Origin of the sequence: Pseudomonas sp. S5F11, assembly GCF_019641515.1 — a bacterium.
GTDB lineage: Bacteria > Pseudomonadota > Gammaproteobacteria > Pseudomonadales > Pseudomonadaceae > Aquipseudomonas > Aquipseudomonas rhodesiae.
In genome coordinates, this window is sequence record NZ_JAIFJZ010000001.1 from 3,646,260 (window position 1) to 3,673,193 (window position 26,934).

Genomic DNA, 26,934 nt, shown 5'->3' on the forward strand with positions numbered 1-26,934 from the left:
AGAGTCCTGCCCTTTGAACCTGTTGCAACATATCGCCCAGTCGCGCCACCTGTTACGCAAATCGGAACTCAAGGTTGCCGATCATGTGCTGCTTGACCCTGCGGCTGTGATGCACAGTTCCATGGCCGACCTGGCCCACAGCGTGGGCATCAGCGAACCGACCATCGTGCGTTTTTGCCGCGCCATCGGTTGCTCCGGGTTCCAGGACTTAAAACTCAAACTGGCCCAAAGCCTGGCTGCTGGCGCCAGCTTTGGTCAGTTCGCGATTCACGAAGACGATTCCGTCGCCGACTACAGCCTGAAAATCTTCGACACCACCTTGCACACCCTGATGGAAGTGCGCGAAAAGCTCGACCCGGTGGCGCTGCAAAAAGCCGTGACGGCCATGTCTCAGGCCCAGCGTGTGGAGTTTTACGGTTTTGGCGCCTCCGGTGCGGTAGCGGCCGATGCCCAGCACAAATTCTTCCGTCTATTGCTCACGGCGGCGGCCTACAGCGACCCGCATATGCAGGCGATGTCGGCCGTGACCTTGAAGCCGACCGACGTGGCGATCTGCATTTCTCAGTCGGGCCGCTCCAAGGACCTGCTGATCACCGCCAACCTGGTGCGTGAAAGCGGTGCGTCGTTGATCACCCTGTGCCCGAGCCAGACACCGTTGGCGGAACTGTCCACGGTCAATCTGGCCATCGATGTGCACGAAGACACTGAGATCTACACCCCGCTGACCTCGCGCATTGCCCATCTGGTGGTGATCGATGTGTTGGCCATGGGCGTGGCCATGGCGCGCGGGCCGAGCCTGGTCAATCACCTCAAGAGCGTGAAGCGCAGCTTGCGCAGCCTGCGTCTCTCGCCCAAATCCGTCAAAGCCCTCGACGACTGAACGCTGTAAATACAGGCAAATGCGGAAGGGGCTTGCCCTCTCCGACATTGGATTGTCCTGTGTGTCCAGAATCTTCATCAGGCTGTCATCGCCCCGTCATCCCCCAAGGCCATCCTGAACTCCCGTACTCGCATTGGGAGATTCCAAATGGCACGTCCCTACGAAGACAGCAACAGCGCCGTCAAGACCCGTCGTCAGCAGGAAGACCAGCGCCGCATGGCGTTTCGTCGCGCAATCGAAGACCGTTGTGAGGAGCGCCAATTGCTCCAGAGCATCAGTGACTACCCGGAACTTCATTGGCAGGCACCCGCGGCCGCCCAGCGAAGCGTTCAGCCAGCGCGCTGATCTGCACCCGTTCGCTGCGGATAAAGCCCAGGAACGCATGGGCCACCGGTGACAGGCGCTTGGCCTTGGCCTGCACCAGGCACCAACTGCGGTAAAGCGGCAGCTCTTCCACCGGCAGCTCTTTGAGCCCGCCGGTGGCCAGTTCCAGGTTCAGGGCGTGGCGGGTCAGCAGGGCGATGCCCAGGCCGGCCACCACGCATTCGCGCTGTGCTTCGGCCGAGGCCACTTCTACCGTCTGGGTGAAGTGCACACGTTTTTCCTTGAAGTACTCTTCGCAGGCCAGTCGCGTACCGGAGCCGGGTTCGCGCAGCAGCAGGGTGTAGGGTTCCAGGTCTTGCAGGCGCAGTGGGCCTTGCAGGCTCAGCGGATGATCCGGCAACGCCACGGCGACGATGGGGTTATTCAGGAAAGGCAGGAATTCCAGGCCCATGTCCTGGGGCACCATGGACATGATCACCAGGTCGTCCCGGTTGTCCGAGAGGCGGCGGATCACCTGGGCGCGGTTGACCACGGTCAGTTGCAGTTGCACCTCCGGATGCTGGCGCTTGAAGGCGGCGAACAGGTGCGGCACGAAGTACTTGGCACTGGACTCCACCGCCAGCTTCAATTGGCCTTGCAGCGAGCCTTGCATGTCCGACAGCTGCATATCGAGGTTTTCCAGGCGCCCGAAGATATCGCGGCTGGCCCGTTGCAGAGCCTCGGCGGCCTCGGTCATATAGAGTTTCTTGCCGACATAGTCGAACAGCGGCTGGCCGATCAGCTCTTCGAGCTGGCGGATTTGCAGGCTGACCGCCGGTTGTGTCAGAGACATTTCCTCGGCGGCGCGGCTGTAAGAACGCAAATCGCACACTTCATTGAAGATTTGCAATTGACGCAACGTCATACGCATCAATGACTTACGCATTATCCAATTCCTTTCGCCCAAGGCCGTCCGGCCAACTATAAGTCTTTACTTATGCACGACCCAATAATTATTGATTTTTGTTAATCCCTTGCGCGGCTTAGTGTGTGTCTCGCGACTGACCTGAAACATTTGGTCACGCGTCGACCCGGCTTCAGCGGGTCGAAGAATGCAGCAATCGGCTCAAGGGAATTTCCAAGTGATAAAAAAGATCCTGATCGCCAACCGCGGTGAAATTGCCGTCCGCATCGTGCGGGCGTGCGCCGAGATGGGTATCCGTTCGGTCGCGGTCTATTCCGATGCCGACCGCCACGCGTTGCACGTCAAACGGGCCGACGAAGCCCACAGCATCGGCGCCGAGCCTCTGGCGGGCTACCTCAACCCGCGCAAGCTGGTGAACCTGGCGGTGGAAACCGGTTGCGATGCCCTACACCCTGGCTATGGTTTCCTGTCGGAAAACGCTGAATTGGCGGATATCTGTGCCGAACGTGGGATCAAGTTCATCGGCCCCGCCGCTGAAGTGATCCGCCGCATGGGCGACAAGACCGAAGCGCGCCGCAGCATGATCAAGGCCGGCGTGCCGGTCACCCCCGGCACCGAAGGCAACGTGGCCGACATCCACGAAGCGCTCACCGAAGGCGACCGTATCGGTTACCCGGTGATGCTCAAGGCCACGTCCGGTGGTGGCGGTCGCGGCATCCGTCGCTGCAACAGCCGCGAAGAACTCGAACAAGCCTTCCCCCGCGTCATCTCCGAAGCCACCAAAGCTTTCGGTTCGGCGGAAGTGTTCCTGGAAAAATGCATCGTCAACCCTAAGCACATCGAGGCGCAGATCCTCGGGGATAGCTTTGGCAACGTGGTGCATTTGTTCGAGCGCGATTGCTCGATCCAGCGCCGCAACCAGAAGTTGATCGAGATTGCCCCCAGCCCGCAGCTGACCCCCGAACAGCGCGCCTACATCGGCGACCTGTCGGTGCGCGCGGCCAAAGCCGTGGGTTACGAGAACGCCGGCACCGTGGAGTTCCTGCTCGCCGAGGGCGAGGTGTACTTCATGGAGATGAACACCCGGGTGCAGGTGGAACACACCATCACTGAAGAAATCACCGGGATCGACATCGTTCGTGAGCAGATCCGCATCGCCTCGGGCCTGCCGTTGTCGGTGAAACAGGAAGACATCCAGCACCGTGGCTTTGCGTTGCAGTTCCGTATCAACGCCGAAGACCCGAAAAACAATTTCCTGCCCAGCTTCGGCAAGATCACCCGTTACTACGCCCCCGGCGGCCCCGGCGTGCGTACCGACACGGCGATCTACACCGGTTACACCATCCCGCCGTTCTACGACTCCATGTGCCTGAAACTGGTGGTCTGGGCATTGACCTGGGAAGAAGCCATGGACCGCGGCCTGCGTGCCCTGGACGACATGCGCCTGCAAGGCGTGAAGACCACCGCCGCCTACTATCAGGAAATCCTGCGCAACCCGGAATTCCGTAGCGGCCAGTTCAACACCAGTTTTGTGGAAAGCCACCCTGAGCTGACCAACTACTCGATCAAGCGCAAACCCGAAGAGCTGGCCCTGGCCATCGCCGCCGCCATTGCCGCCCACGCAGGCCTGTGAGGAACATTCCAATGTCTAAGAAAATCTTCGTAACCGACACCATCCTGCGTGACGCCCACCAATCGTTGCTGGCCACCCGCATGCGCACCGACGACATGCTGCCGATCTGCGACAAGCTCGACAAAGTCGGCTATTGGTCCTTGGAAGTCTGGGGCGGCGCAACCTTCGACGCCTGCGTGCGCTTCCTCAAGGAAGACCCATGGGAGCGCCTGCGCAAACTGCGCGCCGCGTTGCCCAACACGCGCCTGCAAATGCTGCTGCGTGGGCAGAACCTGCTGGGCTACCGCCACTACAGCGATGACGTGGTCAAAGCCTTCGTGGCCAAGGCGGCTGTAAATGGCATCGACGTATTCCGCATTTTCGATGCGATGAACGACGTGCGTAACCTGCGCGTGGCCATCGAAGCGGTGAAAGCCGCCGGCAAACATGCCCAAGGCACCATCGCCTACACCACCAGCCCCGTGCACACCGTCGAGGCATTCGTCGCCCAGGCCAAGCAGTTGGAATCCATGGGCTGCGACTCCATCGCGATCAAGGACATGGCCGGCCTGCTGACGCCGTACGCGACCGGCGAACTGGTCAAGGCGCTGAAAGCCGAGCAGAGCCTGCCGGTGTTTATCCACTCCCACGACACCGCTGGCCTGGCTGCGATGTGCCAACTCAAGGCCATCGAAAACGGTGCCGACCATATCGACACCGCCATCTCCAGCTTCGCCTGGGGCACCAGCCACCCGGGCACTGAATCGATGGTCGCCGCCCTTAAGGGCAGCGAGTTCGACACCGGCCTCGATCTGGAGCTGCTGCAAGAGATCGGCCTGTACTTCTACGCGGTGCGTAAGAAGTATCACCAGTTCGAGAGCGAATTCACCGCGGTCGACACCCGGGTGCAAGTCAACCAGGTGCCGGGCGGCATGATTTCCAACCTGGCCAACCAGCTCAAAGAGCAGGGCGCGCTCAACCGCATGAGCGAAGTGCTGGCGGAAATCCCGCGGGTACGCGAAGACCTCGGTTTCCCACCGTTGGTGACCCCGACCTCGCAGATCGTCGGCACCCAGGCGTTCTTCAACGTGCTGGCCGGTGAGCGCTACAAGACCATCACCAACGAAGTGAAGTTGTACCTGCAAGGTGGCTACGGCAAAGCGCCGGGCGTGGTGAACGAAAAACTGCGCCGTCAGGCCATTGGCAGCGAAGACGTGATCGACGTGCGCCCGGCTGACCTGCTCAAGCCAGAAATGACCAAGTTGCGTGGGGAAATCGGTGGGCTGGCCAAGTCTGAAGAAGACGTGCTGACCTACGCCATGTTCCCGGACATCGGGCGCAAGTTCCTTGAAGAGCGCGAAGCCGGGACGCTGGCGCCGGAAGTGCTGTTGCCGATCCCAGAAGCCGGCGGCGTGGCCCGTGCCGGTGGCGAAGGGGTGCCGACCGAGTTCGTCATTGACGTGCACGGCGAAAGCTACCGTGTCGACATCACTGGTGTGGGCGTGAAGGCCGAAGGCAAGCGCCACTTCTACCTGTCCATCGACGGCATGCCGGAAGAAGTGGTGTTCGAACCGCTCAATGAGTTCGTCAGCAGCGGCGGTAACCAGCGCAAGCAAGCCACGGCGCCGGGTCATGTGAGCACCGCGATGCCGGGCAATATCGTCGATGTACTGGTCAAGGAAGGCGACATGGTCAAAGCCGGTCAGGCTGTGTTGATCACCGAAGCCATGAAGATGGAGACCGAAGTGCAGGCCGCCATTGCCGGTAAGGTGACAGCCGTGCATGTGGCCAAGGGCGATCGGGTCAACCCTGGCGAAATCCTGATTGAAATCGAAGGCTGATACAGCCTTCGATACAACCGCTTAATCCTCGGGGAGCAGGTGCTCCCCTTTTTTTTGCGCCGGATTTGACGCCTTAGAACGCCATCGCCCACTGCCCCATCAAGCCTTGGTTGCGACTGTGGCTGCCGAAGGCGGCGGTGTAAGTCAGGCCCATGCTGTGTTTGGCCGACAGTGCCAGATCCAGGCCGGTGCGCAGGGTCAGGTTATCTCGGTCCAGGGGCGTGCCGCCGATGATGAACTCGCTGTTGAAGTCTTCGCGTTTCTCCTCAACGAACGACTGACGCACGCGACTGCTGACGTCGCCATACAGGTGTTTCCAACTGGCGCTCAGGTTCGGTTTGAGGGTCATCTGGTTATCCAGCGTAAAGTTCTTGGCCACCCGCAGACCCAAGGTGCTGCTGAGGTTTTGTTGAGTCTGAGCCCCGACATTCAGCGCGCTGTAGCCGCCTTTTTCCTGAAAACTCTGACGCTGATAACGCGCGAAGCCGATACCGGCAAACGGTTCGGCGCGTAGGTCGCCGGTGTCCAATCGATAGCCCAATTCGGCAAATACGTTTTGGCTGACGGCCTTGTATTGGCCGGTGAGGTGTTCGCGGTAATCGATGAAATTGAAATCGACCTCGCGCTTGTTTTGCCCCGCGTGGCGGCTGTACAGCGCACCCAGGCGCAGTGCAATCGGCCCGTCCTGACGTGCCGCGTAAGCGCCCAAGTGCCAGCTGTCCACGTCGCCCTTGAAACGACCGGCGCTGAGGTCGCTAGCGGATTTGCCGCCCACCAGGCCGATCCGCCAAGCGTGATCGAGGGACCAGTCGGCACCTAGCAGCACGCCTTGGCGACGCTGTTTCAAACCGGCGCTGCCGTGTTGTGCGTCGAGATTGCCGCTGCTTCCAAAGGCCTGCAGCCACACGCGGCCTGCCTCGTCGGTGCTGTTATCCAACTGGCGGATGGCCGAAAGCAGGCTGGCGTTCAAAGGCTCCAAGCTGGCTTGGGTGGCCGTGCCCAGGTTGGCGTTATGGCTGCCCGCCAGTTGCTCAAGCCAAACCCCCAGGCGACCGGGTTCGAGGCTGGCGAGATACTGCGCGTAATGTTCCAGGTGGTATTTCTCCCGTGGGCCGAATTCATCCGATGCCAGCAGATCGTCTACCGCCGCATCCAGCACACGGGCCACGCTCAGGCCGTTGCGGCTGAGGGCACGGTCGGCGAAATAAAAGTCTTCCGGTGCGGGTGTCACCGGCTGATAAGGGTGTTTGGTGCTGCTCATTCTAAGTGGCTGCAGCACTTCATCCTCTGGCGCCATGTCGCCGCGAGCCTGTGCATGTTGAGCCCCGATTGCACCCAATGCCAAGGTGATGGCGAGTGCGAATTGCTTGTGTATGAGCGGCATGTAAACCCACCTCGTGATGTATGAGGCGGGGAATTTAGCGAGGTGTCTGGGGGATAACTGTCAGGCCGGTTGCTGCGGGTTTGCGGGAGATGTCTCTAGTCCGTTGCGATAAAACAATTCGTTAAATCTGCACAGCATTGAGTGCACGGTGAATCAGTCGCGATCGACACCCCTTCACCCGCGCCCCGCATAGCCCTTGCCGTAGTGCCGCTCCATGCGTGCCTGGATCAGTTCCAGGCCCAGGGACATCACCCAGTAGATGATCGCGGCGGTGGTGAGCATCTCGATGTAGCGGTAGCTCGAACGGCCGTAGGACTGCGCCAGGAACATCACTTCCCATACGCCCATCACTGAGATCAGTGACGAGTCCTTGAGCATCGAGATGAACTGGTTGGTGGCCGGCGGGATGATCGTGCGCATGGCCTGGGGCAGGGTGACGTGCCAGAAGATCTCACGGTCGCGCATGCCCAGGGCCAGGGCGGCTTCCCGTTGGCCCTGGGGGACGCCAAGGATGCCGGCGCGGAAAATCTCGCTCAGGTACGCGCCGTAGTTCAGCGACAGCGCGATGATCCCGGCGACGATTGCGCCCGGCACCAGCCCCAGCTGCGGCAGGCCCAGGTAGATCAGCAGGATCTGAATCAGCAGCGGCGTGCCGCGGAAGAACGAGGCATAGAAACTGGCAATGCCAAAGGCCACGGCGCTTTTCGACAGGCGCCCCAGAGCGGTGATAAAGCCCAGCACCGACGACGCCAGCATCGAGCACAGACACAGAAACAGTGTCAGCGCCGCGCCCTGCAGGAAGCCATTGGGCGCCAGGTGCACGCCGACCAGGTTGGGCAGCTTGTCGAGGATGATCGAGAACTTCAGGTCAAAACTCAGGAAGAAGCTGGCGAACAGGGCGAACAATGCTGCCCAGGTCAGGTACAGGCGCGTGCGAAAACCGAACAGCCCGCGCGCAGGTTTGGGGAGATTACTCATTGGCTGATGTCGGCACCGATCCATTTTTGCGACAGCTTGCTCAAGGTGCCGTCCTGTTTCAACTGCGCGAAGACTTCACGCACTTTGCTGTCCCACTGCGGGTCGCCTTTTTCGATGGCTACCGAGTTGGGTTCGGCATACAGGGGCTCGCCAGCCAGCTTGAAGCGCTTGTCTTGATTCAGGCGCGGCTGGGCAGTGACCAGGTTGGTGAGGATCGCATCCAGGCGTACGCCCGCGCCCAGGCCGAGGTCCTGAAATGCCACGTTGTCGGTGTCGTACGGTGCGATTTGCACGTCTTCGAACGGGTACTGCAACTGCGTGTCCTCAGCGCCTTCGATCACCAGATTTTTATTCAGGTAGCTTTCATAGCTGGAGGCACTGGTCAGGCCGACCTTTTTGCCGCTCAGGTCCTTGGCGCCGTGGATGCGCTCATCCTTGGCGTTGACCACAATCACCGCAGGCGAGGCGTAGTACTCCACCGGGAAGTCAAACACCTCGGCGCGCGCCTTGCTCGGGGTCATGGAGCAGATGCAGATGTCATAGCGCCCGCTCCAACGGCCGGCGGCGATCACGTCCCAGGACGGCGTTTCCAGGCGCAGCTTCACGCCCAATTTCTGCGCCACGGCCTTGGCCACGTCGACGTCGAAGCCGTCGAGCTGGTTCTGATCGTTGAGAAACGAAAACGGCGGGTAGCTTTCCATCAGCACGCCCACCAGTTCTTTTTTCTGTTCGATCCGATCCAGCGTGGCGCCGCCAAAGGCTTGGGTTGAAGCGGCCAGCATCGTCAGGCCCAGGGCCAATAGCGGTTTGAGTTTCAAAATGAACACCTGAATAAAAAAGAAGTTGTTATTAACCGATTGGTACGCATTAAATAGTTATAAGAACGACTCTCATAGTGAGTTATTTTCATAAGCATATGAGTAAAAGCTATATGGGCGCTAAAAGCACAGTAATTCTCGACGGCGGCATGGGCCGTGAACTGCAACGGCGCGGCGCGCCCTTCCGGCAGCCGGAGTGGTCGGCACTGGCCCTGAGCGAGGCCCCGCAAGCGGTAGAGGCGGTGCACGCGGCCTACATCGACAGCGGCGCCGACGTGATCACCAGCAACAGCTACGCCGTGGTGCCGTTCCATATCGGCGAAGCGCGCTTTGTCGCCGAAGGCCAGGCCCTGGCAGCGTTGGCGGGTGAGTTGGCGCGCCGCGCAGCGGACGCCTCGGGCAAAGCCGTGCGGGTGGCGGGGTCGTTGCCGCCGTTATTCGGCTCGTATCGGCCGGATCTGTTCGAGCCGGCGCGAGTGTCCGAATTGCTCACGCCTTTGGTGCAGGGCCTGGCGCCCCATGTCGACCTGTGGCTGGCGGAAACCCAGAGTTCCATCGCCGAGGCGCGGGCGATCCACGCCGGTCTGCCAAAGGACGGCAAGCCATTCTGGCTGTCCTTCACTTTGAAAGACGAAGACACCGATGAAGTGCCGCGCCTGCGTTCCGGCGAGCCGGTGGCGGACGCGGCCGAGGCGGCGGCGCAATTGGGTGTACAGGTGTTGCTGTTCAACTGCAGCCAGCCTGAAGTGATTGGCGCGGCGATCGATGCGGCGCGTCAGACCTTCGAACGCCTGGGCGTGCAGATCCAGATCGGCGCCTACGCCAATGCCTTCCCGCCGCAACCCAAGGAAGCCACGGCCAACGACGGCCTGGACCCGCTGCGCGAAGACCTCGACCCGCCGGGCTACCTGCAATGGGCGGCCGACTGGCAGGCCCGTGGCGCCAGTCACCTGGGCGGCTGCTGCGGGATCGGACCGGAGCATATTGCGGTGCTGGCGCAGAAGCTGAACTGACGTTTAAAGCGCCTGGCGGCACTCCGCCAGGCTCTTGAGCTGCCCCGAAGCGGTCTGATTGGCCTCCGATAACCATTGCTCAAAAGCCGCCCCCACCACCGGCCATTCCCCGTCCAAAATCGAATACCACGCCGTGTCCCGGTTCTGCCCCTTGACCACCATGTGCTGGCGGAACACCCCTTCAAAACTGAACCCCAACCGTTCGGCCGCGTACTTGGAGCGGGCGTTGCCGTTGTTGCATTTCCACTCCAGGCGGCGATAACCCTGCTCGAAGGCGTACTTGGCCAGCAGGTACACCGCTTCGGTGCTTTTCGGCGAACGCTGCATCGGTGCGCCAAAGGTGACGTGGCCGATTTCGATGCGGCCCTGGGCCGGCACGATCGACATCAGGCTGAGGATACCTTGCACCTCGCCGCTGGCGCGGTCGATCACGCTGAAGAAATACGGGTCGCTGTTGGCCGCGTGGTTGTTCAGCCAGGCATCGAACGCGGTGCGCTCGGTAAACGGGCCATAGGGCAAGTAATCCCACAGTTTGGGGTCGGCGCCGGGGCCTTCGAGGGCTTGCCACAGTTGCTCGGCGTGGCGTGCGGGGTCGAGTTTTTCCAGGCGGATAAAGCGCCCTTCGAGCAGTTGAGCGGAGGGGGCCGGGGCACCTTTCCAGTCGGCGAGGGAAGTGGGCATGCTGCGCTCCTTAAAGACCTTGGCGAAATTGAATGAAACCCGGACGTTCGGCGATGCGTTCATACAGTTGGATCGCAGTGGCATTGGTTTCGTGGGTAAGCCAGTGCACCTTGCAGCAACCGTCGGCCTTGGCGGTGGCGTAGACGAATTCGATCAGTTTGCGACCCACGCCGGTGCCGCGTTGGGCCGGATCCACCAACAGATCCTGCAGGTAGCAGGAATTCTCGATGCTCCAGTTGGAGCGATGGTAGATGAAGTTGACCATGCCCACCGCCTTGCCGTCCTGCCAGGCCAGCGCCGAATGGGTCGGTTCGCTGGGGTCGATCAGGCGCTGCCAGGTGCTTTGGGTGACGGCGTCCGGCAGTTCGGTGTTGTAGAACTTCAAGTACGCCTGCCACAGCGGCAGCCAGGCGGCGTGGTCGGCGGCGGTGACTGGGCGGATGTCGATCTGGCTCATTCAGCAACTCCTTGGGGAATAAAGCGGGCGAGGGTCTGGTCGCGTAAGTCCTCGCTGGCAGCCAGGCCGTTACGCACGCCGTTGATGTCGGCCTGGCTGCGGTTCTGGCTGAGCTTGCGTTTGCCGATCACGCGCTCGATGGGCAGTGCGAAGCCAACGATGGCCTTGAGCATGCCGTCAATGTAGTCGGCCGGCGCATCGCTGACGGCCCACGGCTGCGGGCGGCCGCCTTCGTGGCGATCGGTCAAAGCGCTGACCACGGCCAGCAAGCGCTCGGCATCGGTGAACACCTCGGCCTTGCCGTAGGCGTGCACCGCCAGGTAATTCCAAGTGGGCACGACTTTGCCGTGTTCGGCCTTGGCCGGGTAGAACGCGGGGCTGACGTAGGCGTCGGCGCCGGCAAAGATCACCAAGGCTTCAGCGCCGTTTTGCAAGTCGCGCCACTGTGGATTGGCCTTGGCCATATGCCCGTACAACGTGCCATTGGCGCCCTCATCGGGGTTGAGCAACAGCGGCAGGTGGCTGGCTTGCAAGCCGTGCTCGCCGACGCTGACCAATTGCGCCAGCCGGGTGTGCTGGATCAATTGCTGGATTTCTGGCAAGTCGTCGAGGGCAAAGGCGCGCGGTGTATACATGATTATTTTCCTTGGCGAATGGCTGCATCCTAGGCAGGCTAATGGTCTGTTGTAAGAGCCATCTGTGGCCAATTTCATAGGTCCAATATGTCGCCCATCGCACCACCTTTGTCATTCAACCCCGCCGGTATCGAACTGGACCGCCGCCAGGGCCTGACCCGCCAGCTCTACGACGCCCTGCGCCAGCGTGTATTGGATGGGCGCTTGGTTGGCGGCACGCGCTTGCCCGCCAGCCGCGATCTGGCGGCGGCCTTGGCGATTTCCCGTAACAGCGTGGTGCGCGCCTACGATCAGCTGTATGCCGAAGGCTTTATCGAAGGGCGGGTGGGAGACGGCACCTATGTTGCCCAATTGCCGACCGCTGAAAAACTATCCACAAAACTGTCCACAGGGTTATCACCAGGCTTATCCCCAGCCTTATCCACAAATTGGCTGGATTTACCGGTTAATTCGCTCCCCAAAGTTATCCACAAGGCGGGATTGGATCGTCTGGAAAACAACCATTTGCCGCCACCGCCGGCTGGCCCGCCGAAGGCGTTTCGTGTCGGCGTGCCGGCGTTCGATCTGTTCCCGTTTGAGGTATGGGCCAAGCTCAACGGGGCTTTCTGGCGCAAGCCGAACCTTGAGCAGTTGTGCTATGGCGACCCTGCCGGAGACGGTCGCCTGCGTGGCTTGATCGCGGCGTACCTGCGTAGTTCGCGGGGCATGCAGTGCTGCGCTGAGCAAATAGTGATCACCAGTGGCGCGCAGCAGGCCATCAGCCTTTGTGCACAGCTGCTGGTGGAGCCCGGTGACGGCGTGGCGGTGGAAAATCCGGGCTATCGCGCCGCGGGCCATGCCTTCGCCCTGGCCGGTGCGCACCTGCATGGTGTGCCGGTGGATGCCGACGGCATTGAGTGTGAGGTGCTCGATACCTTGACTGACTGCCGCGTGGCCTATGTCACGCCGTCCCATCAGTACCCGCTCGGGGTGGTAATGAGCCTGGCGCGGCGCCTGGAACTGCTGGCCTGGGCCGAGCGCACGGGCGGCTGGATTATCGAGGACGACTACGATGGCGAGTACCGCTACAGCGGTGCACCGCTGTCGCCCCTGGCGGCGCTGGATCGTAGCGGCCGGGTGCTGTACGTCGGCACGTTCGGCAAAGTCGCATTTCCGGCTTTGCGCTTGGGCTACCTAGTGTTGCCGCCGGGGCTGGTGGATGCGTTCTCGCGGCGCCGCGCCGTGGACATGCGCCACTCGGAAGTCAGTACCCAGGCAGTCATGGCCGAATTCATGGCGGCGGGGCACTTTCAACGGCATATCCGCCGCATGCGCCGCGCCGCGCTGAGTCGGCGCAACACCTTGCTGGCGGGCTGGCCGGCGGCGCTGCCGGGGGTAGGCGAGTTGCCCTCGGTGGCTGCGGGCCTGCACCTGACCGTGCGGGTGGACAGCCTCGCCCGGGAGCAACAGTTGTTGGCACAGGCCCGCGCGGTGGATGTCGAGGTCAATGGCCTGAGCAGCTATTGGCTGCCGCACTCGGCCATTGCGCCGGATCAGCGCGCCGGCCTGGTGCTGGGGTTCGCCGCCGTGCCCGAGGCGGCCATCGCCCAGGCCTTGATGCGACTGCGTAAAGCCTGGTTATGACTGTGGCGAACTTCAGTAAAGGACAGTTCGCACATTGCCCAGGTGGCGGCCGGCTCAGGTGCCGGACTTGATCTTGGTCCAGGCCCGCGTCCTGGCGCGCTCGGCCTTGCTGTCGAGGGGTTTCAAGGTATAGAGCGTGGCCATCGCCGCCTCAGTGGGATAAAGGTTGGGGTTGTTGCGGATCGCCGGGTCGACCTGTTCGGTGGCGTCCTTGTTCGGGTTGGGGTAACCGACGAAATCGCTGATTGGCGCGATCACCTGGGGTTGCAGCAGGTAGTTGATAAAGGTGTAGGCGTCCTGCGGGTTTTTCGCGCCTTTGGGAATGGCCAGCATGTCGAACCAGATCGGTGCGCCTTCCTTGGGCAGGCGCATGTCCACGGTCACGCCGTTATTGGCTTCCTTGGCGCGGTTGGCGGCCTGGGAAAAGCTACCGGAGTAACCCACGGCCACGCAGATGTCGCCATTGGCGATGTCGGCCATGTATTTGGAGGAATGGAAGTAGGTGATGTAGGGGCGGATTTTCAGCAGCAGCGCTTCGGCCTTTTCATAGTCCTTGGGGTTCTGGCTGTTGGGGTCCAGGCCCAGGTGTTGCAGGGCCAGGGGCAGGATTTCCGAAGGCGAGTCGAGCAGGGCGACGCCGCACTGCTTGAGCTTGCTGATGTTTTCCGGCTTGAAGATCAAGTCCCAGCTGTCCACCGGCGCATCGTCGCCCAACGCCGCCTTGACCTTGGCCGGGTTGAAGCCGATCAGGATGGTGCCGTACATGTAGGGCACGGCGAATTTGTTGCCGGGGTCGTTGGCCTCGATCAGCTTCATCAGCTTGGGGTCCAGGTGGTTCCAGTTGGGTAACTGGCTACGGTCCAGGGGCTGGAACACCCCGGCTTCGATCTGTTTGGCCAGGAATACGTTGGACGGTACCACCACGTCATAGCCGGAGTTGCCGGTCAGCAGCTTGGCTTCCAGGGCTTCGTTGGTATCGAAGATGTCGTAGATCAGCTTGATCGCCGGGTTGGCGGCCTTGAAGTCATCCAGCGCCTTGGGCGTGATGTAGTCGAACCAGTTGTAGACCCGCAGGGTTTTTTCTTCGGCGTGCACGGCGCTGCTCGCCACGGCGGCGCAGAGCAACAGAGACCTGAATATGTTCATTCGGCTGACCCCTCAAAACCTTCGAGAACGTTGACGGCATTGATGCCGATTTCTTCCACCGCATAACCGCCTTCCATCACGAACAGCGTCGGCTTGCCGAGTTGGGCGATACGTTGCCCCATGGCCAGGTAGTCCGGGCTGTCGAGCTTGAACTGTGAGATCGGGTCGTCTTTGAACGTATCGACCCCCAGCGACACCACCACAATATCGGCGCCATAGCCTTCGATCTCGGCGCAAGCGCTGTCCAGTGCAGCGCTCCAACGCGCCCAGCCGGTGCCGGCCGGCAACGGGTAATTGAAGTTGAAGCCTTCGCCGGCGCCTTCGCCGCGCTCATCGGCATACCCGAGGAAAAACGGGAACTCGGCTTGCGGGTCGCCGTGGATGGAGGCGAAGAGCACGTCGTTGCGGGCGTAGAAAATCGATTGGGTGCCATTGCCGTGGTGGTAATCCACATCGAGGATCGCGACTTTGCGATGGCCCTGGTCGAGGAACGCCTGGGCGGCAATGGCCGCGTTATTGAGATAGCAATAACCGCCCATGAGGTCGGCGGCGGCGTGGTGTCCGGGCGGGCGGCACAAGGCAAACGCACTGTGGGTACCGTTTTGGATCGCCTGCTGCGCGGTGAGCGCTACCTGAGCCGCACTGTACGCCGCCTGCCAGGTGCCGGCGGTGATCGGCGCGCCGCCGTCGAAGCTGTAATAGCCCAATTGCCCGTGCAGGCTGGTGGGCATTACCTGGCGCAACGTGCGGGCGGGCCAGGTGTAGGGCAGCAAGTCGCCCTCCTGACCCGACAGGGCCCAGCGTGCCCACGCGCCTTTGAAGAATTCCAGGTACGCCGGGTCATGAATGCGTGCCAGCGGCGCCAGGCCAAAGTCGTGGGGCGCCTGCACCGGGCCGAGTTCGCGTTGCTGGACTCGCTGTAATACATGGTCGGCGCGGGAGGGCATTTCGAAACAGGGCATCAGTTGCCCATCCATCAGTTCGCAGCGGCCGTGGTGCAGGTGATGATCGTCCGAGTAGATCGTCAGCATGTTGTTGTTCTCGCGGGCTGAGGGTGATGCCTTGCAGTGTTGCCGGGCCGGCGCGGCAAGAGAACGACAGGAGCGGCCAAAAGGGGATAAATATGGCCAGGCGCGCTGTCCAGTCTGGCCTCTTTTGCCCCCTTCATGGCCGGAACTGGCTCGGCGCGACCCCGCTCCAGCGCACGAAGGCATGCCGGAAACTCGCGGTTTCACTGAAACCCAACTGCTCGGCGATGCAATGGATCGGCATCGCATCCTCTGCCAACCATTGCTTGGCGCGCTCGAACCGCAATTCGTCGAGCAACTCCTGGTAGCTGCTGCCTAGATCGTGCAGGTGCCGCCGCAAGGTGCGTGACGAGCAGTTCAGCTGTTCGGCCAGCCGATCCAGCCCCGGCGCGGCGTGCAGTTGCGAGGCCAGTAACTGGCGCACACGCCCCAGCCACGCCTGGCGCCCGGTGAATTCGGTGTTCTGTTTGCGGCAGCGTTCGGCCATGGCGCGATGGGTGATGGCATCGGCCAGCGGCAACGGTTGATCGAGCCAGTGACGGTCGAAGGCAAACGCGTTGCCGGCGGCCTGGAACTGCAACGAGCAGGTGAAACGTTCGCGGTAGCGTGCCTGATAGGCCGGCGCCGGATAGTCGAAGCGCGCCCCCAACAGTGGCAGCGGCTGGCCGAGCAGGTCGTCGCAGATGACTTTGAGCGATACCAGGCACAGCTCGATATTGAACGCGGCCAGCGCCGGGTCTTCCCGATAATCACTGGCGGTGAACCAGATCCGTTGGCCGTCCTCTTCAAGGCTCAGCTCGAAAAGTGTTCCCAGCAATGCGGGGTAGCGCAGCGCCAGGCGCAAAGCGTCACCGAAGGTGGCACTGGTGAGCAGCGCATAGCCCAGCATGCCGTAGGACGACACGTGCATGCGCTGGCCCAGGTCCAGCCCCAGATCGCGGCGCAGCGCTACGGCATTGGCGCAGACCCGCATCTCCTGACGCGTGGTGATTCGCGTGTCGGGCTGGTGCAGGTCCGCGCTCGCAATGCCGCTGCCGGCCAGCAGCACCTGCTGATGGATGCCGTCGGCGCTGAAGGCGTCGAGTACCAGCGAAACGGCGTTGAGGGTGGTCAGGTGCGAGTGCAGCATGGAGTAAGTCCTTGGGACGATTGCCAAAAGCGAGCAATTCCCATGCCGCGTGCAATGCCCGATCAGAGGTTGAAGAACAACCGACGGGCTTGCTCCAGATTGATTTCGCTGCGGTAGTAATCCAGCCGCTGCTGCGCGTTCAGCCCATTGACGGTGTCGGCGGCCAGCCCCAGACGGCGCTCGGTCGGAGTTTTCAACCGAGCGGAAATAAACGCCTTGGCCGGCGTCCATGACGTTGAGTAGTGGAAGTGGGCGTACCAGAGCACTTCATGGGTGGTGCGATCGGCGACGGTGTATTCATCCAGATAATCGGGCCTGGCGCTCTTGAGTCGGCGGCGGCTCATGGTTTTCTTCAAGGTGACTTTGTGGCGTTGCAGCAGCCAATCCACACCGGCAATGGTCGGCGGCTTTTCGCGGATCATGCGCAGCATATGTTGCGTGGCCTCTTGGTAGAGTTCGGCGGTGGCCTCTTTGAGTTTGCGGCTGAGAATCGCGGCGGCGCGGTGCTGGTCGGCGGTAAGGCTGGCCGACGCCAAGCCATGCTCGATGGCCTGGTCGGTCTCTTCCAGCCGCAGGGCGTGCTGGTGGTACAGGTACTCAATGCCCATTGCGGTGCGGGTGGGCTTGGCCGCCTGTTCGTCGGCGAGGGTCTTGAAGCTGTGCAAATCGTCGAGAAACCCCTTGGCTTTATCGAGGGCAACCTGGATATCCGGCACGGCGGGCAGCGTTGGCGTCGGTGTGCTGATGCGCTGCACGTACACATCCTGACCTTTCTGGTGATAGGTCGCGATCACCTGCTGTGTGATCGGCGACTTGATATCCACCAGGCCGGTTTCCAGCCCGACCGGCGTCAAGCGCGGTTCGCCGATCAATACGCCGTTGTAGCGGGTGTGGATGAATTTCATCTTGGGCTTGGGCGGCGTGGGCGGCGGCGTGGGGCGGCTCCTGAGGGCATCGCGGTCCAGGTGCAGGAGGGCCAGTTGCACCTGCGTGTCTTGTGAGTATTGGCGTATTTTGCTGCGCAAACTGGCCAACTGCTCGGGAATGATGGCGTCGGCAAAATCTTGCGGTAGGTCTTCGAGGCGTTCATCGATCACGGCAAATTGTTCAATCAGACTCCCCAGCGCCTCGATGCGCTCATCCAGGCGTGTTTCGCTGCGTTCGTGCAAGGTGTCGCGCAGGGCCTGGATCGCGATATCGGCGGCATTGACGATCTGGTCCAAGGCCTCCCACGCATCGGGCGCGCTGCTTAGCGAGGCTTCACGCATGCACAGGTTGCGCGCCATGGTCACTTGCATGGCCCGTAGATCGCTGCTGTTGTAGGCGGGCAGGCGTTTTTTCCGTTCCTGGATCTGGCGCAGCCCTTCGGAGGGCAATTGGCGTAACTGTTCGAAGCGCGACTGCACGTAGTCCAGGCGTTCGATCATGTCTCGGTTCATTTCGGTGAGGGTTCGAGCGTCTTCGATATGCCGCTCTTGGGGTGCATGAGCCTGCTGTTCGATCTGGTCCAACACGCGGCGGAACACCGGGGTAAAGCTGCGCTGGGTCTCGCTGATGCTGGCTTCGGATAAATCCAGCTGTGCCTTGAGGTAGGCCATGGCCCTGGGCTGGTAATCGGGCAAGGGGTCAAACACGTTCAGTTCTTTGAGCTGTTGCAGTGCGGTTTCATAGTCCACGCGCTGGCTGGCGAGCTTTTGCAGGTAAAGCTGGCGCTTGGCCTCGGTCGAGGTGCCGGGGGCATCGGTCATGGCTGTGTGCGCTTGCTGCAATTGCACCTGTGCGGTTTTTTTGGCTTTCTCGAAGGCTTGCAGTTTGTCGCGCAGTTGCTTGGCTCTTACCGCGGCTTCAAGGCTGGCTCGCTTGATCGCCCGTTTGGGGCCACCACCGCGCAGGCGCAAGCGGGTATCGATAAACCATTGGCCGGCGGCATTGTGCACCAGCATCGGCCCACTACGTTCCGGTTGTTTCGGATCGATGATGTGCACCGGCTCGTCCGGTTGAGCCGAGACCTGAAACCAGCGTGCGCCCACGGGCACGTAATAGTGCTGCCCTGAACGGTAGAGGTGCTGATACGTACCGGCTTCGGTGATGGGAGCATTCAGGTCTGAGGGCTTATCCACTTTGAAGCGGTCCAGGACGGTGCCGAGTTTTTCGGGCAGGCGATTGACGGCGCCGAGGATGTTCAGCGGGGATCCACGTTCGGTCAACGGGTCGCTCGTCGGGGTGGCAAGCACTTGTTGGATGACGAGTTTCTTGACTGGCGGTTCCGCCTCCGGCCCCCGGCGCGCTGCCAGCGTCGGGCCTGTACGCGAATGGCGTGTGGCGATGTGCAGGGTAATCGCCAGGCCGAGGTTGAGCAGCACATCGGTGAGGGTGGCTTGTTGCGTCGCGGTGTCGTGTTGCTGTTCGGCCTCGGCCAATTGCTTGAGTTGATCGAGGATCTGCCAAATCCACGCCGCGGTGCCAAGCGTCGGGCTGAGAAAGGGCAGCACGGCATTGAGCAGGGTCCAGCCGGCCTGCTTGAACGTTGCCCAGCGGCTTTCGGCGTTGGACACCGACGTGCGGTCCGCCAGGGCGATCAGTGCCTGCGCGTTGGCATTGAACAACGTCCCCAGCAGGTCGCCGTCCAACACGGTGTTGGCCAGGGTCATAGGGCCGCTCAGGGTCCAGAGTTTATCGGGCTCGACCAGGTACTCGGCAACCGCCCACGGCGACGGCAGGTCCCCTGGGAATACGTAGTTGGCGTAGTCCTCGCGCACCGCGTCGGGCAGCCAGGCCAGGACCGAGTTGCGCAGCGATTCCGATTGCGCGATCGCATAGATCAGGTTGGCGGGCGAGGCGTATTGAACCAGCGGTGGGTCGAATAGTGGGCGATACAGCAGGCAGGGTCCGGCCGTGAGGCTTTGCGGGCCGATCACGTACATGTTTTCCACCGTGTCATACGCGCCATCCGAGCGGCGTTTGGGCGCGAACGCCAACGGGCGCATGACAATCGTCTGGTTATCGACTTTGCGCTCGTGGGCCTCGGCATTCATCAGCGCGGCGATGTAACGGTAGCCTTGCTCGTCGATTCCGTTCTGTTGGCGAAGTTTGCTTTGCAGCGCCATCAGCGGCAGTTGGATACGCACCTGTTCGGTGTACAGATTCCTGCGCCTCGTGGCTTCCTGGCGAATATCCACCAATTGGGCTTTGATCAGCTCGGGGTAGTTCTTGCCGATATCCACCTCTTGGATCAGTTGCTCCACGTAATCGACGGTCAGCCAGGCGGGCAGCTGTGCGCCGTTGGGCAGTTGAACCGTCTTGGTGCCCAGGGGCAGTGCGATCAAGTTCTGCAGCGCCAGCTCCACCAGGGTAAAGGTGGTGGTCTCGGTGGCGCCGGGCACGATGAACGTGCCCCAGGTGACGACGCTTTGCACCCTCACCACGACTTTGTCCAAGGGCAGATGCTGGGCGTCCGGGTGGTCGATCAGCACCTGTTGCTTGAGCTGGGCCAGGGCGTACTCCTCGATGCCGGGGATGCCATCGAGGTAGGACTGGCCGGCATGCTGGCTATTAAGGGCCGCGAGGTCTTTGAGGTGCCGCGCGTAGTTGTTCAAGTCTGCGGTGGAGCCGGCGCTCAGCCAGTCGGGCAGGGCATCGCGATACCACTCCAAGCCTGGGCCTTTCTGCGCCGCCGCATCATCCGCGCCAGGGGTTGAGTTCAACGCGCTGTTGATCCGGCTGGGGCTGCCCTGGCGCAGATCGGAGAAATCCATCGCGCCAACGGCGTCCACCTGTTGAGCGATGAAGGTGCAGGCCAGGTAATCGAAAAAGTGACCGTCGGGCTCATACAGGCGCCATTGCAACCCTGACAGCTGCGCCTGTGGCCCAACGTGATCGGCCAATGACTGGCCTAACTGCTGCAAAGAGTCGAACTTCTCATAGCCCTTGAGCAGGGAGTAACTGAGGATGACCGGGCGCCCTTGAACCTGCCCCGACAGCACCGCGAACATCAGCGGAGCGAACCCCTGTGCCGATTCGCCATGCAACTGCTGGACCTCCACGATGCTGGCGGTGCTGGTGTACGGGTCGTCGACCTGCCGAGTGGCGCGCTCGGGCAAGCGGAACAGCCGACGTGCCATGGCGTGGTCGGTCTCGTCCCAGCCTTCGACGTCTTGCACGTTCCAGCCATTGCGCAGGGTGCTGGACAGTTCCTGCCAGCGCGGGCCCAGGGTATTGCTCTCGTTCCAGTACTCGACCAGGTATTCCTGAAACACACTGAGCATCACCGGGGCGCGGGTGTTGAGGATTTTTGCGATGTCGGTCATGCGCACGGGCAAATGCACCGGCGGGTCGGTCACCGGTTGGCGGGTGAGAAAATGTTCGCCCTCGATACACTGCGCCGGTACGGCAAGCACTGCCTGGCGCGCCAGCAGATCGCTCAGCGCGTGATAGTCGGGCGGCCCGGCCACAAGTTCATCGCCTACCAGGGTCCAGGTTGGCGACCCCATCAGGGTGCTGCCGGGGTCGATGTTCAGGTTCGGATAGTGTTCGTTCAGCGCCTGGCGCAACGTTGCGGTGGCGGCTTCGCGGAAGGAGGGGCCTGCGTAGAACTGCGCGATCAGCTCCAGGCTGGGGTCATTGCCCGTGGGCTGTTGCGTGGAAGTGGAGGTTGAAGAGGTCATGGGGGCATTCCTGTGGTGCCGGCTGATGGAAAAAACCCGAGCGAGGGCTCGGGTTTTCCATGCTAGGCACCGCCAGGTCAGCGGCGGGAGTGACTATGTATCGGACGTCAGCTCAGTTCGCCGCACAGGTCCAGTTCGACCAGACGACGGACCTCGGCAGTGGGCAGCCTCGCCCCGAGCAGGGCGTTGAGCTTGCCGAACGCCGCCTCACGGGTCATGCCGCCACCGGACAGCACACCGACGCCGCGCAAGCGGCTGCCAGCTTCATACACGTCCAGTTCTACGCCGCCTTCATGGCATTGGGTGATGGCCACCACCACCACGCCTTGATTCTGTGCGCGCTGCAGGCTGGCGAGGAAGGCCGGATTGTCGCTGGGCCCGGTGCCGCTGCCGTAGCATTCCAGGATCAGCGCTTGGATGCCGCTGTCGATCAGGCTGTCGAGCAGCGCCGCCGAAAGACCGGGCACCAGAGGCAGCACGCCGACGTTCGCCAGCGCCTTGGGCTGGCGATAGCCCAAGGTATCGGCAATGGCATCGACCTTGGCTGCGCCGCCCTGACGCTGTAGCGCGGCGAAAGGGTGACGGCCGAAGCTGCGGATTTTCGCGCAGCGGGTCGGCGCCATCAGCGCGCCGTGGAAGTACAAATGCACGCCCGGTGCCAGGCCCGCGCCCAGCGCCAGCAGGGCGCCGCGGACGTTTTCCCAGGCATCGCTGTCGGGCACGCCCGCCGGCAGCATGGAACCGGTGAACACCACCGGCGCCGGCAGGCCCAGCAGTTGGAACGCCATGGCCGCCGCGCTGTAGGCCAGGGTGTCGGTGCCGTGCAGGATCAGCACCGCGTCGCAGCCGTCGTCCACGGCCTCGACCACGGCGCAGCGCAGGTGCTGCCAGTAGGTCGGGGTCATGTTGGCGCTGTCGATCAGCGGGGACATTTCACGGAAACGCCAGGTGGGCACCTTCACATCGGCAAACTGTTCGCGCATGCGCGCTTCGAAACCCGACGCGGGCGCCAGGCCGTTGGCGCTGGCCTGCATGCCGATGGTGCCGCCGGTGTAGAGCACCATGATGTTGTTGGCTGGGGACATCGAGAATTCTCCTGAACGAAAAACGCCGCCGGGCCCCGAGCATGCCCAAGGCCGGGCGGCGTGTCATCTACCTACGCTCAACGTTGCGTTTGAGCGTTCAGTTCAGCGCTCGCTTGAGCGGCTGGCTCGGACTTGACCGGGTTGGCCGGCCAGGCCTTGCGGTCCAGGTCCAGGTCCGGGAACTGGCTGGAGTCGAACACCGGGGTCTTGATGCCCGCTGCGCGCTGGTCGTCGTAGTCCTTGAGGATGCGCATGGCGATCTTGAACAGGAACGCCAGGGCGAACAGGTTGACGAACGCCAGCATGGTCATGGTGATGTCAGCGAAGGCGAACACGGTGCTCAGGTTCTCGATCGAACCCCAGAAAATCAGCACCAGTACCAAAGTGCGGTAGCCCATCAGCACTTTGCGGTTGTTGCCCACCAGGAAGCGCAGGTTGCTCTCGCCGAGGTAGTAGTTGTACATGATCGAGGTGAACACGAACAACGCCAGGGCCACCGAGATGAACATGCGGCCCCAATCGCCGACCACTGCCGCCAGGGAGTTCTGGGTCAGGGCAATGCCGTCGCCTTCAAAGCCTGGGGTGTAGAAACCGGAGAGCAGGATCAGCAGCGCGGTGCAGGTGCAGATCACGAAAGTGTCGAGGAACACGCTGAACGCCTGAACCACGCCTTGGGCGATCGGGTGCTCGACCGAGGCAACTGCCGCCACGTTAGGCGCACTGCCCAAACCGGCTTCGTTGGCGAACACGCCGCGTTTCACACCCATGATGATCGCGCTGCCCACCAGGCCGCCGAAGGCTTGGTCGAGGCCGAAGGCGCTCTTGACGATGGTCGCGAGCATGGCCGGTACGTGATCGAATTGCAGCACGATCACGTACAGAGTCACGGCGATGTAGACCAGGGTCTTGACCGGCACCAGCAGGTCGGCGATCGACGCGATGCGCTTGATCCCGCCGATAAACACCAGGCCCAGCAATACCGCCAGCGCCAGGCCGGTGTAGGTGGTGTCCAGGCCGAAGGCGTTGTTCAGCGAGTGGGTCACGGCATGGGCTTGCAGGCCGTTGAAGGCAAAACCGAAGGTCACCAACAACAGGAACGCCATGACCATGCCCAGCCAGCGTTTGTGCAGACCGTGCTGGATGTAATAAGCCGGGCCGCCACGGAAGGTGCCTTCCGCGTCGGTACGCTTGTACAACTGGCCGAGGGAGCACTCGATAAAGCTCGAAGACATGCCCACCAATGCGGTGACCCACATCCAAAACACGGCACCCGGGCCGCCGAGGGTAACGGCAATGCCGACACCGGCGATGTTGCCGGCACCCACGCGCCCGGCGAGGCTGAGCATCAGCGCCTGGAACGAGCTGAGCTGGCCGGCGCTGCTCTTGAGGCTGTCGCGAAACACCGAAAACATGTGGAAAAAGTGGCGCAGTTGTACGAAACGCGAGCGGATCGTGAAATAACCGCCGAGCCCGACAATGAGCACGATCAGTACTTTCCCTGAGAGGAAGTCGTTGATGACTTCGAGCATGGAGTGTTCCTCGCTGATTTTTCTAATGGCAAACGCAGGACGGCTCAAAGACGTCGCATCGCACCAGGCAGTGCGCGACGGTTCGACCCCAATCCTTTTGCGGGTTGTTATTCATGCGGTTTCGCGGATTTCCGGGCGTCGTTACCGACAGCCGCAGATGCGAAGAGGGGCGGCACTATACCTAGGCGAACGTGATCCGTCTGCTCGGCCTGATTAAAGGTTTCAGCCAAGCTGTTGCAGGCAAGGTGAGTTTGCAGGGCGATATTGGATTTTTTATGGGCTTCATTTCACAACCTTGAGGCAAAAAAAAGGGCCTGAAGAACGAGCCTTCAGGCCCTCAAAAGGTGAGAGGTGTCTAGTCCCTCAACCTGGTGAGCGGTGCATCTGACGCTTAGGCCTTCAGCGGGACCAAGCGTGGGGCAATCATGTTTTCGGGGCGCAGGATGTCGTCGAGCATGGCGTCGTCGAGCAAGCCTTCTTCGCGCACCAGTTCCAGCACACCGCGGCCGCTTTCCAGGGCGATACGCGCAATGCGGGTGGCGTTTTCGTAGCCGATGTACGGGTTCAGCGCGGTGACCAGGCCGATGGAGTGCTCCACCAGTTCGCGGCAGCGTGCTTCGTTAGCAGTGATGCCGACGATGCAGTGCTCGCGCAGCATGTCCATGGCGCGTTGCAGCAGGCGGATCGAGTCGAAGATCTTGAAAGCGATCAGCGGCTCCATCACGTTCAGTTGCAGCTGGCCGCCTTCGGCCGCCATGGTCAGGGCCAGGTCGTTGCCGATGACTTGGAACGCCACCTGGTTGACCGCTTCCGGAATCACCGGGTTGACCTTGCCGGGCATGATCGAGCTGCCTGGCTGGCGTGCCGGCAGGTTGATCTCGTTGATGCCGGTGCGTGGGCCGCTGGACAGCAGACGCAGGTCGTTGCAGATCTTCGACAGCTTCACCGCGGTACGCTTGAGCATGCCGGAGAACAGCACGAAGGCGCCCATGTCGGAAGTGGCTTCGATCAGGTCGGCCGCTGGAACCACGGGCTGGCCGCTGATGACGGCCAGGCGCTGTACGGCCAGGGCCTGGTAGCGCGGGTCGGCGTTGATGCCGGTGCCGATGGCGGTGCCGCCCAGGTTCACTTCGGTCAGCAACTCTGGCGCCAGGGTTTTCAGGCGGGCCAGGTCTTCACCGAGGGTGGTGGCGAAGGCGCGGAATTCCTGGCCGAGGGTCATCGGCACGGCGTCTTGCAGTTGGGTGCGGCCCATTTTCAGTACGTGGCTGAACTCTTCGCCCTTGGCGGCGAACGCCTGAATCAGGCTGTCGAGGCTGGCCAGCAGCGCGTCATGGCCCAGCAGCAGACCCAGGCGGATCGCGGTCGGGTAGGCGTCGTTGGTCGACTGCGCCATGTTCACGTCGTTGTTGGGGTGCAGGTACTGGTATTCGCCCTTCTGGTGGCCCATGGCCTCCAGCGCGATGTTGGCGATGACTTCGTTGGCATTCATGTTGGTTGAAGTGCCGGCGCCGCCTTGAATCATGTCCACCACGAATTCTTCGTGGAAATCGCCGCGGATCAGACGGGCACAGGCTTCGCTGATGGCAGCGTGCTTGGCTTCGCTGAGCTGGCCCAACTCGCGGTTGGCATCAGCGGCGGCTTGCTTGACCATTGCCAGGCCGACCACCAATTTCGGGTAATGCGAAATCGGAACGCCCGAGAGGCGGAAGTTGTTCACCGCTCGCAGGGTCTGGATGCCGTAATACGCTTGAGCGGGTACTTCGAGTACGCCAAGCAGGTCTTTTTCTGTGCGGAATGATGCAGCGGAGGACATGACGGAAATCATCTCGATATGGACCCGGGCTAAGCCGGAACGCTGTGAATCCTAGGCTTCTGGACGTTTCAGGGCCAATGCTGTTAAACACTATCCTATGCACAAACGGCATAATGAGCGTGTGACCCGGCTAACGTGGCGGGCGTGTGTGCCAAAATGGTGCATATCCGTGGGAGGAAGTGATGAACCTTGAGAGCAAATGGCTGGAAGACTTCAGTGCCCTGGCGGCGACCCGCAGCTTTTCCCAGGCGGCGGAGCGGCGCTTCGTCACCCAGCCGGCGTTCAGCCGACGCATCCGCAGCCTGGAAGCCGCGTTGGGCCTGACCCTGGTCAACCGCTCGCGCACCCCCGTGGAACTGACGGCGGCGGGGCAGTTGTTCCTGGTCACCGCGCGCACCGTGGTCGAGCAACTCGGCGAAGTGCTGCGCCATTTGCATCACTTGGAAGGCGGGCAGGGCGAAGTCATGCAGGTGGCGGCCGCCCACTCCCTGGCGCTGGGGTTCTTCCCACGCTGGATCGCGCAACTGCGCAACGAAGGCCTGAACATCGCCACGCGGCTGGTGGCCACCAACGTCGGCGATGCCGTGCATGCCCTGCGTGAAGGTGGCTGTGATTTGATGCTGGCGTTCTACGACCCGGACGCAGCGATGCAGATGGACGCCGAGATCTTCCCGTCCCTGCACCTGGGCAACACCGAAATGCTGCCGGTGTGCGCCGCCGATGCGGATGGCAAGCCGCTGTTCGATCTGGAAGGCGAGGGCAGCGTGCCGTTGCTGGCCTACAGCGCCGGTGCCTTCCTGGGCCGCTCGGTGCATTTGCTGCTGCGCCAGCGCGCTTTGCGCTTTACCACTGTGTACGAAACCGCCATGGCCGACAGCCTCAAAAGCATGGCGCTGGAAGGCTTGGGTATTGCGTGGGTGCCGCAACTGAGCGTGCGTGCCGAACTGGCCCGCGGCGAGTTGGTGGTCTGCGGCGGGCCGCAATGGCATGTGCCGCTGGAAATTCGTTTGTACCGCTGTGCGTTAGTGCGTAAGGCGAATGTGCGGTTGTTGTGGCGTAAGTTGGAAGGTGGGGCCGCGCAGAATACTTGAGCCAACACAGATCAAATGTGGGAGCTGGCTTGCCTGCGATAGTGGTGTATCAGCCGACATTTCAGGCACTGACCTTCCGCCATCGCAGGCAAGCCGGCTCCCACAGGGTTTGTAGTGTTTTCGCTGACCTGAAAGTCAATAAAATCGCCGGTTTGCGCCACTGGACAGATGGTCGTTCCAGGGGCTGTTTATCTGAATTATTACGGTATACTGCGCGGCCTTCGGCCGGTCCAACCGGCCACCATTCGTACAACAAGCCACGCCGGATTTCCCGCGTGGCTTGTTGTTTTTTGACG

General features: G+C 62.0%; 21 protein-coding genes. 7 read left to right on the top strand and 14 right to left on the bottom strand.

The annotated features are described in order from the left end of the window. The first annotated feature begins 13 nt into the window (after positions 1–13). Together hexR and K1567_RS27570 are read left to right on the top strand one after the other, a co-directional pair. Positions 14–880: a transcriptional regulator HexR gene (hexR, locus tag K1567_RS16380; RefSeq protein WP_003187110.1), complete on the top strand. Its 867-nt coding sequence runs from the start codon at positions 14–16 to the stop codon at positions 878–880. Positions 881–1,027: 147 nt separating this feature from the next. After that, on the top strand, positions 1,028–1,225 hold the full coding sequence (locus K1567_RS27570) for a PA3496 family putative envelope integrity protein (protein ID WP_080758807.1): 198 nt from the start codon (positions 1,028–1,030) through the stop codon (positions 1,223–1,225). Here the strand turns inward: K1567_RS27570 and K1567_RS16385 are convergent. Continuing rightward, positions 1,155–2,129, bottom strand: coding sequence for a LysR family transcriptional regulator (locus K1567_RS16385; protein WP_034101547.1), 975 nt, complete (start codon positions 2,127–2,129; stop codon positions 1,155–1,157). The two genes, K1567_RS27570 and K1567_RS16385, sit on opposite strands and share 71 nt — an antisense overlap. A 196-nt stretch (positions 2,130–2,325) precedes the next feature. Between K1567_RS16385 and K1567_RS16390 the strand changes: the two genes are divergently transcribed. Continuing rightward, a complete protein-coding gene (locus K1567_RS16390) occupies positions 2,326–3,741 on the top strand; it encodes an acetyl-CoA carboxylase biotin carboxylase subunit (RefSeq protein ID WP_034101546.1) in 1,416 nt (471 codons plus the stop codon). Positions 3,742–3,752: 11 nt separating this feature from the next. Beyond that, the gene (gene oadA / locus K1567_RS16395; protein WP_034115484.1) at positions 3,753–5,561 is read left to right on the top strand and encodes a sodium-extruding oxaloacetate decarboxylase subunit alpha; all 1,809 of its coding nucleotides are present in this window, start codon (positions 3,753–3,755) and stop codon (positions 5,559–5,561) included. A gap of 73 nt (positions 5,562–5,634) precedes the next feature. On the opposite strand, the gene K1567_RS16400 is transcribed toward oadA, so the two are convergent. The 3 genes from K1567_RS16400 to K1567_RS16410 form a co-directional block, all read right to left on the bottom strand. Beyond that, positions 5,635–6,945 (bottom strand): autotransporter domain-containing protein, encoded by a 1,311-nt coding sequence (locus K1567_RS16400; protein ID WP_220698650.1) that lies wholly within the window; start codon positions 6,943–6,945, stop codon positions 5,635–5,637. Positions 6,946–7,119: 174 nt separating this feature from the next. Then, positions 7,120–7,923, bottom strand: coding sequence for an amino acid ABC transporter permease (locus K1567_RS16405; protein WP_220698651.1), 804 nt, complete (start codon positions 7,921–7,923; stop codon positions 7,120–7,122). Continuing rightward, positions 7,920–8,741 (bottom strand): ABC transporter substrate-binding protein, encoded by an 822-nt coding sequence (locus tag K1567_RS16410; protein WP_034101542.1) that lies wholly within the window; start codon positions 8,739–8,741, stop codon positions 7,920–7,922. The genes K1567_RS16405 and K1567_RS16410 overlap by 4 nt, the downstream gene beginning before the upstream one ends. Positions 8,742–8,854: 113 nt before the next feature. On the opposite strand from K1567_RS16410, the gene K1567_RS16415 reads away from it, so the two are divergent. Further along, the gene (locus tag K1567_RS16415; RefSeq protein ID WP_220698652.1) at positions 8,855–9,754 is read left to right on the top strand and encodes a homocysteine S-methyltransferase family protein; all 900 of its coding nucleotides are present in this window, start codon (positions 8,855–8,857) and stop codon (positions 9,752–9,754) included. Between the two features lie 3 nt (positions 9,755–9,757). Here the strand turns inward: K1567_RS16415 and K1567_RS16420 are convergent, their stop codons facing one another. The 3 genes from K1567_RS16420 to K1567_RS16430 are packed head-to-tail and all read right to left on the bottom strand — an operon-like array spanning position 9,758 to position 11,527. Beyond that, complete coding sequence (locus K1567_RS16420; protein WP_034115480.1) at positions 9,758–10,435, bottom strand: GNAT family N-acetyltransferase; 678 nt, start codon at positions 10,433–10,435, stop codon at positions 9,758–9,760. Positions 10,436–10,445: 10 nt separating this feature from the next. Beyond that, complete coding sequence (locus K1567_RS16425; RefSeq protein WP_034115479.1) at positions 10,446–10,892, bottom strand: GNAT family N-acetyltransferase; 447 nt, start codon at positions 10,890–10,892, stop codon at positions 10,446–10,448. Next, positions 10,889–11,527, bottom strand: coding sequence for an FMN-binding negative transcriptional regulator (locus tag K1567_RS16430; protein ID WP_220698653.1), 639 nt, complete (start codon positions 11,525–11,527; stop codon positions 10,889–10,891). The genes K1567_RS16425 and K1567_RS16430 overlap by 4 nt, the downstream gene beginning before the upstream one ends. A gap of 87 nt (positions 11,528–11,614) precedes the next feature. Here K1567_RS16430 and K1567_RS16435 point away from each other — a divergent pair, with 87 nt between their 5' ends. Further along, positions 11,615–13,150 (top strand): PLP-dependent aminotransferase family protein, encoded by a 1,536-nt coding sequence (locus K1567_RS16435; protein ID WP_034101537.1) that lies wholly within the window; start codon positions 11,615–11,617, stop codon positions 13,148–13,150. A gap of 54 nt (positions 13,151–13,204) precedes the next feature. Here the strand turns inward: K1567_RS16435 and K1567_RS16440 are convergent, their stop codons facing one another. From K1567_RS16440 to aspA, 7 genes are all read right to left on the bottom strand, one after another. After that, positions 13,205–14,296 (bottom strand): polyamine ABC transporter substrate-binding protein, encoded by a 1,092-nt coding sequence (locus K1567_RS16440; protein WP_034101536.1) that lies wholly within the window; start codon positions 14,294–14,296, stop codon positions 13,205–13,207. Further along, the gene (locus K1567_RS16445; RefSeq protein ID WP_220698654.1) at positions 14,293–15,327 is read right to left on the bottom strand and encodes a histone deacetylase family protein; all 1,035 of its coding nucleotides are present in this window, start codon (positions 15,325–15,327) and stop codon (positions 14,293–14,295) included. Before K1567_RS16445 ends, K1567_RS16440 begins: the two co-directional genes overlap by 4 nt. A gap of 133 nt (positions 15,328–15,460) precedes the next feature. Continuing rightward, positions 15,461–16,453, bottom strand: coding sequence for an AraC family transcriptional regulator (locus K1567_RS16450; RefSeq protein ID WP_034115475.1), 993 nt, complete (start codon positions 16,451–16,453; stop codon positions 15,461–15,463). 62 nt (positions 16,454–16,515) lie between these two features. Next, on the bottom strand, positions 16,516–21,117 hold the full coding sequence (locus K1567_RS16455; protein ID WP_220698655.1) for a hypothetical protein: 4,602 nt from the start codon (positions 21,115–21,117) through the stop codon (positions 16,516–16,518). A 107-nt stretch (positions 21,118–21,224) separates the two neighbouring features. Beyond that, positions 21,225–22,202, bottom strand: a complete 978-nt coding sequence (locus K1567_RS16460; protein ID WP_034101532.1) for an asparaginase — start codon at positions 22,200–22,202, stop codon at positions 21,225–21,227. A gap of 77 nt (positions 22,203–22,279) precedes the next feature. Continuing rightward, positions 22,280–23,731, bottom strand: a complete 1,452-nt coding sequence (locus tag K1567_RS16465; protein WP_034101531.1) for a sodium:alanine symporter family protein — start codon at positions 23,729–23,731, stop codon at positions 22,280–22,282. Between the two features lie 391 nt (positions 23,732–24,122). Continuing rightward, a complete protein-coding gene (aspA, locus tag K1567_RS16470; protein WP_034101530.1) occupies positions 24,123–25,547 on the bottom strand; it encodes an aspartate ammonia-lyase in 1,425 nt (474 codons plus the stop codon). Positions 25,548–25,729: 182 nt separating this feature from the next. On the opposite strand from aspA, the gene K1567_RS16475 reads away from it, so the two are divergent. Further along, positions 25,730–26,638, top strand: a complete 909-nt coding sequence (locus K1567_RS16475) for a LysR substrate-binding domain-containing protein (RefSeq protein ID WP_010566930.1) — start codon at positions 25,730–25,732, stop codon at positions 26,636–26,638. The last annotated feature ends 296 nt before the right edge of the window (positions 26,639–26,934 follow it).

What these genes read in the sequence shown, in the direction of transcription:
- K1567_RS16385 (WP_034101547.1), bottom strand. Translation starts at nt 2,129, where the DNA reads ATGCGTAAGTCATTGATGCGTATGACGTTGCGTCAATTGCAAATCTTC.
- K1567_RS16455 (WP_220698655.1), bottom strand. Translation starts at nt 21,117, where the DNA reads ATGACCTCTTCAACCTCCACTTCCACGCAACAGCCCACGGGCAATGAC.
- aspA (WP_034101530.1), bottom strand. Translation starts at nt 25,547, where the DNA reads ATGTCCTCCGCTGCATCATTCCGCACAGAAAAAGACCTGCTTGGCGTA.
- K1567_RS16430 (WP_220698653.1), bottom strand. Translation starts at nt 11,527, where the DNA reads ATGTATACACCGCGCGCCTTTGCCCTCGACGACTTGCCAGAAATCCAG.
- oadA (WP_034115484.1), top strand. Translation starts at nt 3,753, where the DNA reads ATGTCTAAGAAAATCTTCGTAACCGACACCATCCTGCGTGACGCCCAC.
- K1567_RS27570 (WP_080758807.1), top strand. Translation starts at nt 1,028, where the DNA reads ATGGCACGTCCCTACGAAGACAGCAACAGCGCCGTCAAGACCCGTCGT.
- K1567_RS16460 (WP_034101532.1), bottom strand. Translation starts at nt 22,202, where the DNA reads ATGTCCCCAGCCAACAACATCATGGTGCTCTACACCGGCGGCACCATC.
- K1567_RS16405 (WP_220698651.1), bottom strand. Translation starts at nt 7,923, where the DNA reads ATGAGTAATCTCCCCAAACCTGCGCGCGGGCTGTTCGGTTTTCGCACG.
- K1567_RS16440 (WP_034101536.1), bottom strand. Translation starts at nt 14,296, where the DNA reads ATGAACATATTCAGGTCTCTGTTGCTCTGCGCCGCCGTGGCGAGCAGC.
- K1567_RS16445 (WP_220698654.1), bottom strand. Translation starts at nt 15,327, where the DNA reads ATGCTGACGATCTACTCGGACGATCATCACCTGCACCACGGCCGCTGC.
- K1567_RS16475 (WP_010566930.1), top strand. Translation starts at nt 25,730, where the DNA reads ATGAACCTTGAGAGCAAATGGCTGGAAGACTTCAGTGCCCTGGCGGCG.
- K1567_RS16420 (WP_034115480.1), bottom strand. Translation starts at nt 10,435, where the DNA reads ATGCCCACTTCCCTCGCCGACTGGAAAGGTGCCCCGGCCCCCTCCGCT.
- K1567_RS16450 (WP_034115475.1), bottom strand. Translation starts at nt 16,453, where the DNA reads ATGCTGCACTCGCACCTGACCACCCTCAACGCCGTTTCGCTGGTACTC.
- K1567_RS16435 (WP_034101537.1), top strand. Translation starts at nt 11,615, where the DNA reads ATGTCGCCCATCGCACCACCTTTGTCATTCAACCCCGCCGGTATCGAA.
- K1567_RS16465 (WP_034101531.1), bottom strand. Translation starts at nt 23,731, where the DNA reads ATGCTCGAAGTCATCAACGACTTCCTCTCAGGGAAAGTACTGATCGTG.
- K1567_RS16425 (WP_034115479.1), bottom strand. Translation starts at nt 10,892, where the DNA reads ATGAGCCAGATCGACATCCGCCCAGTCACCGCCGCCGACCACGCCGCC.
- K1567_RS16400 (WP_220698650.1), bottom strand. Translation starts at nt 6,945, where the DNA reads ATGCCGCTCATACACAAGCAATTCGCACTCGCCATCACCTTGGCATTG.
- K1567_RS16415 (WP_220698652.1), top strand. Translation starts at nt 8,855, where the DNA reads ATGGGCGCTAAAAGCACAGTAATTCTCGACGGCGGCATGGGCCGTGAA.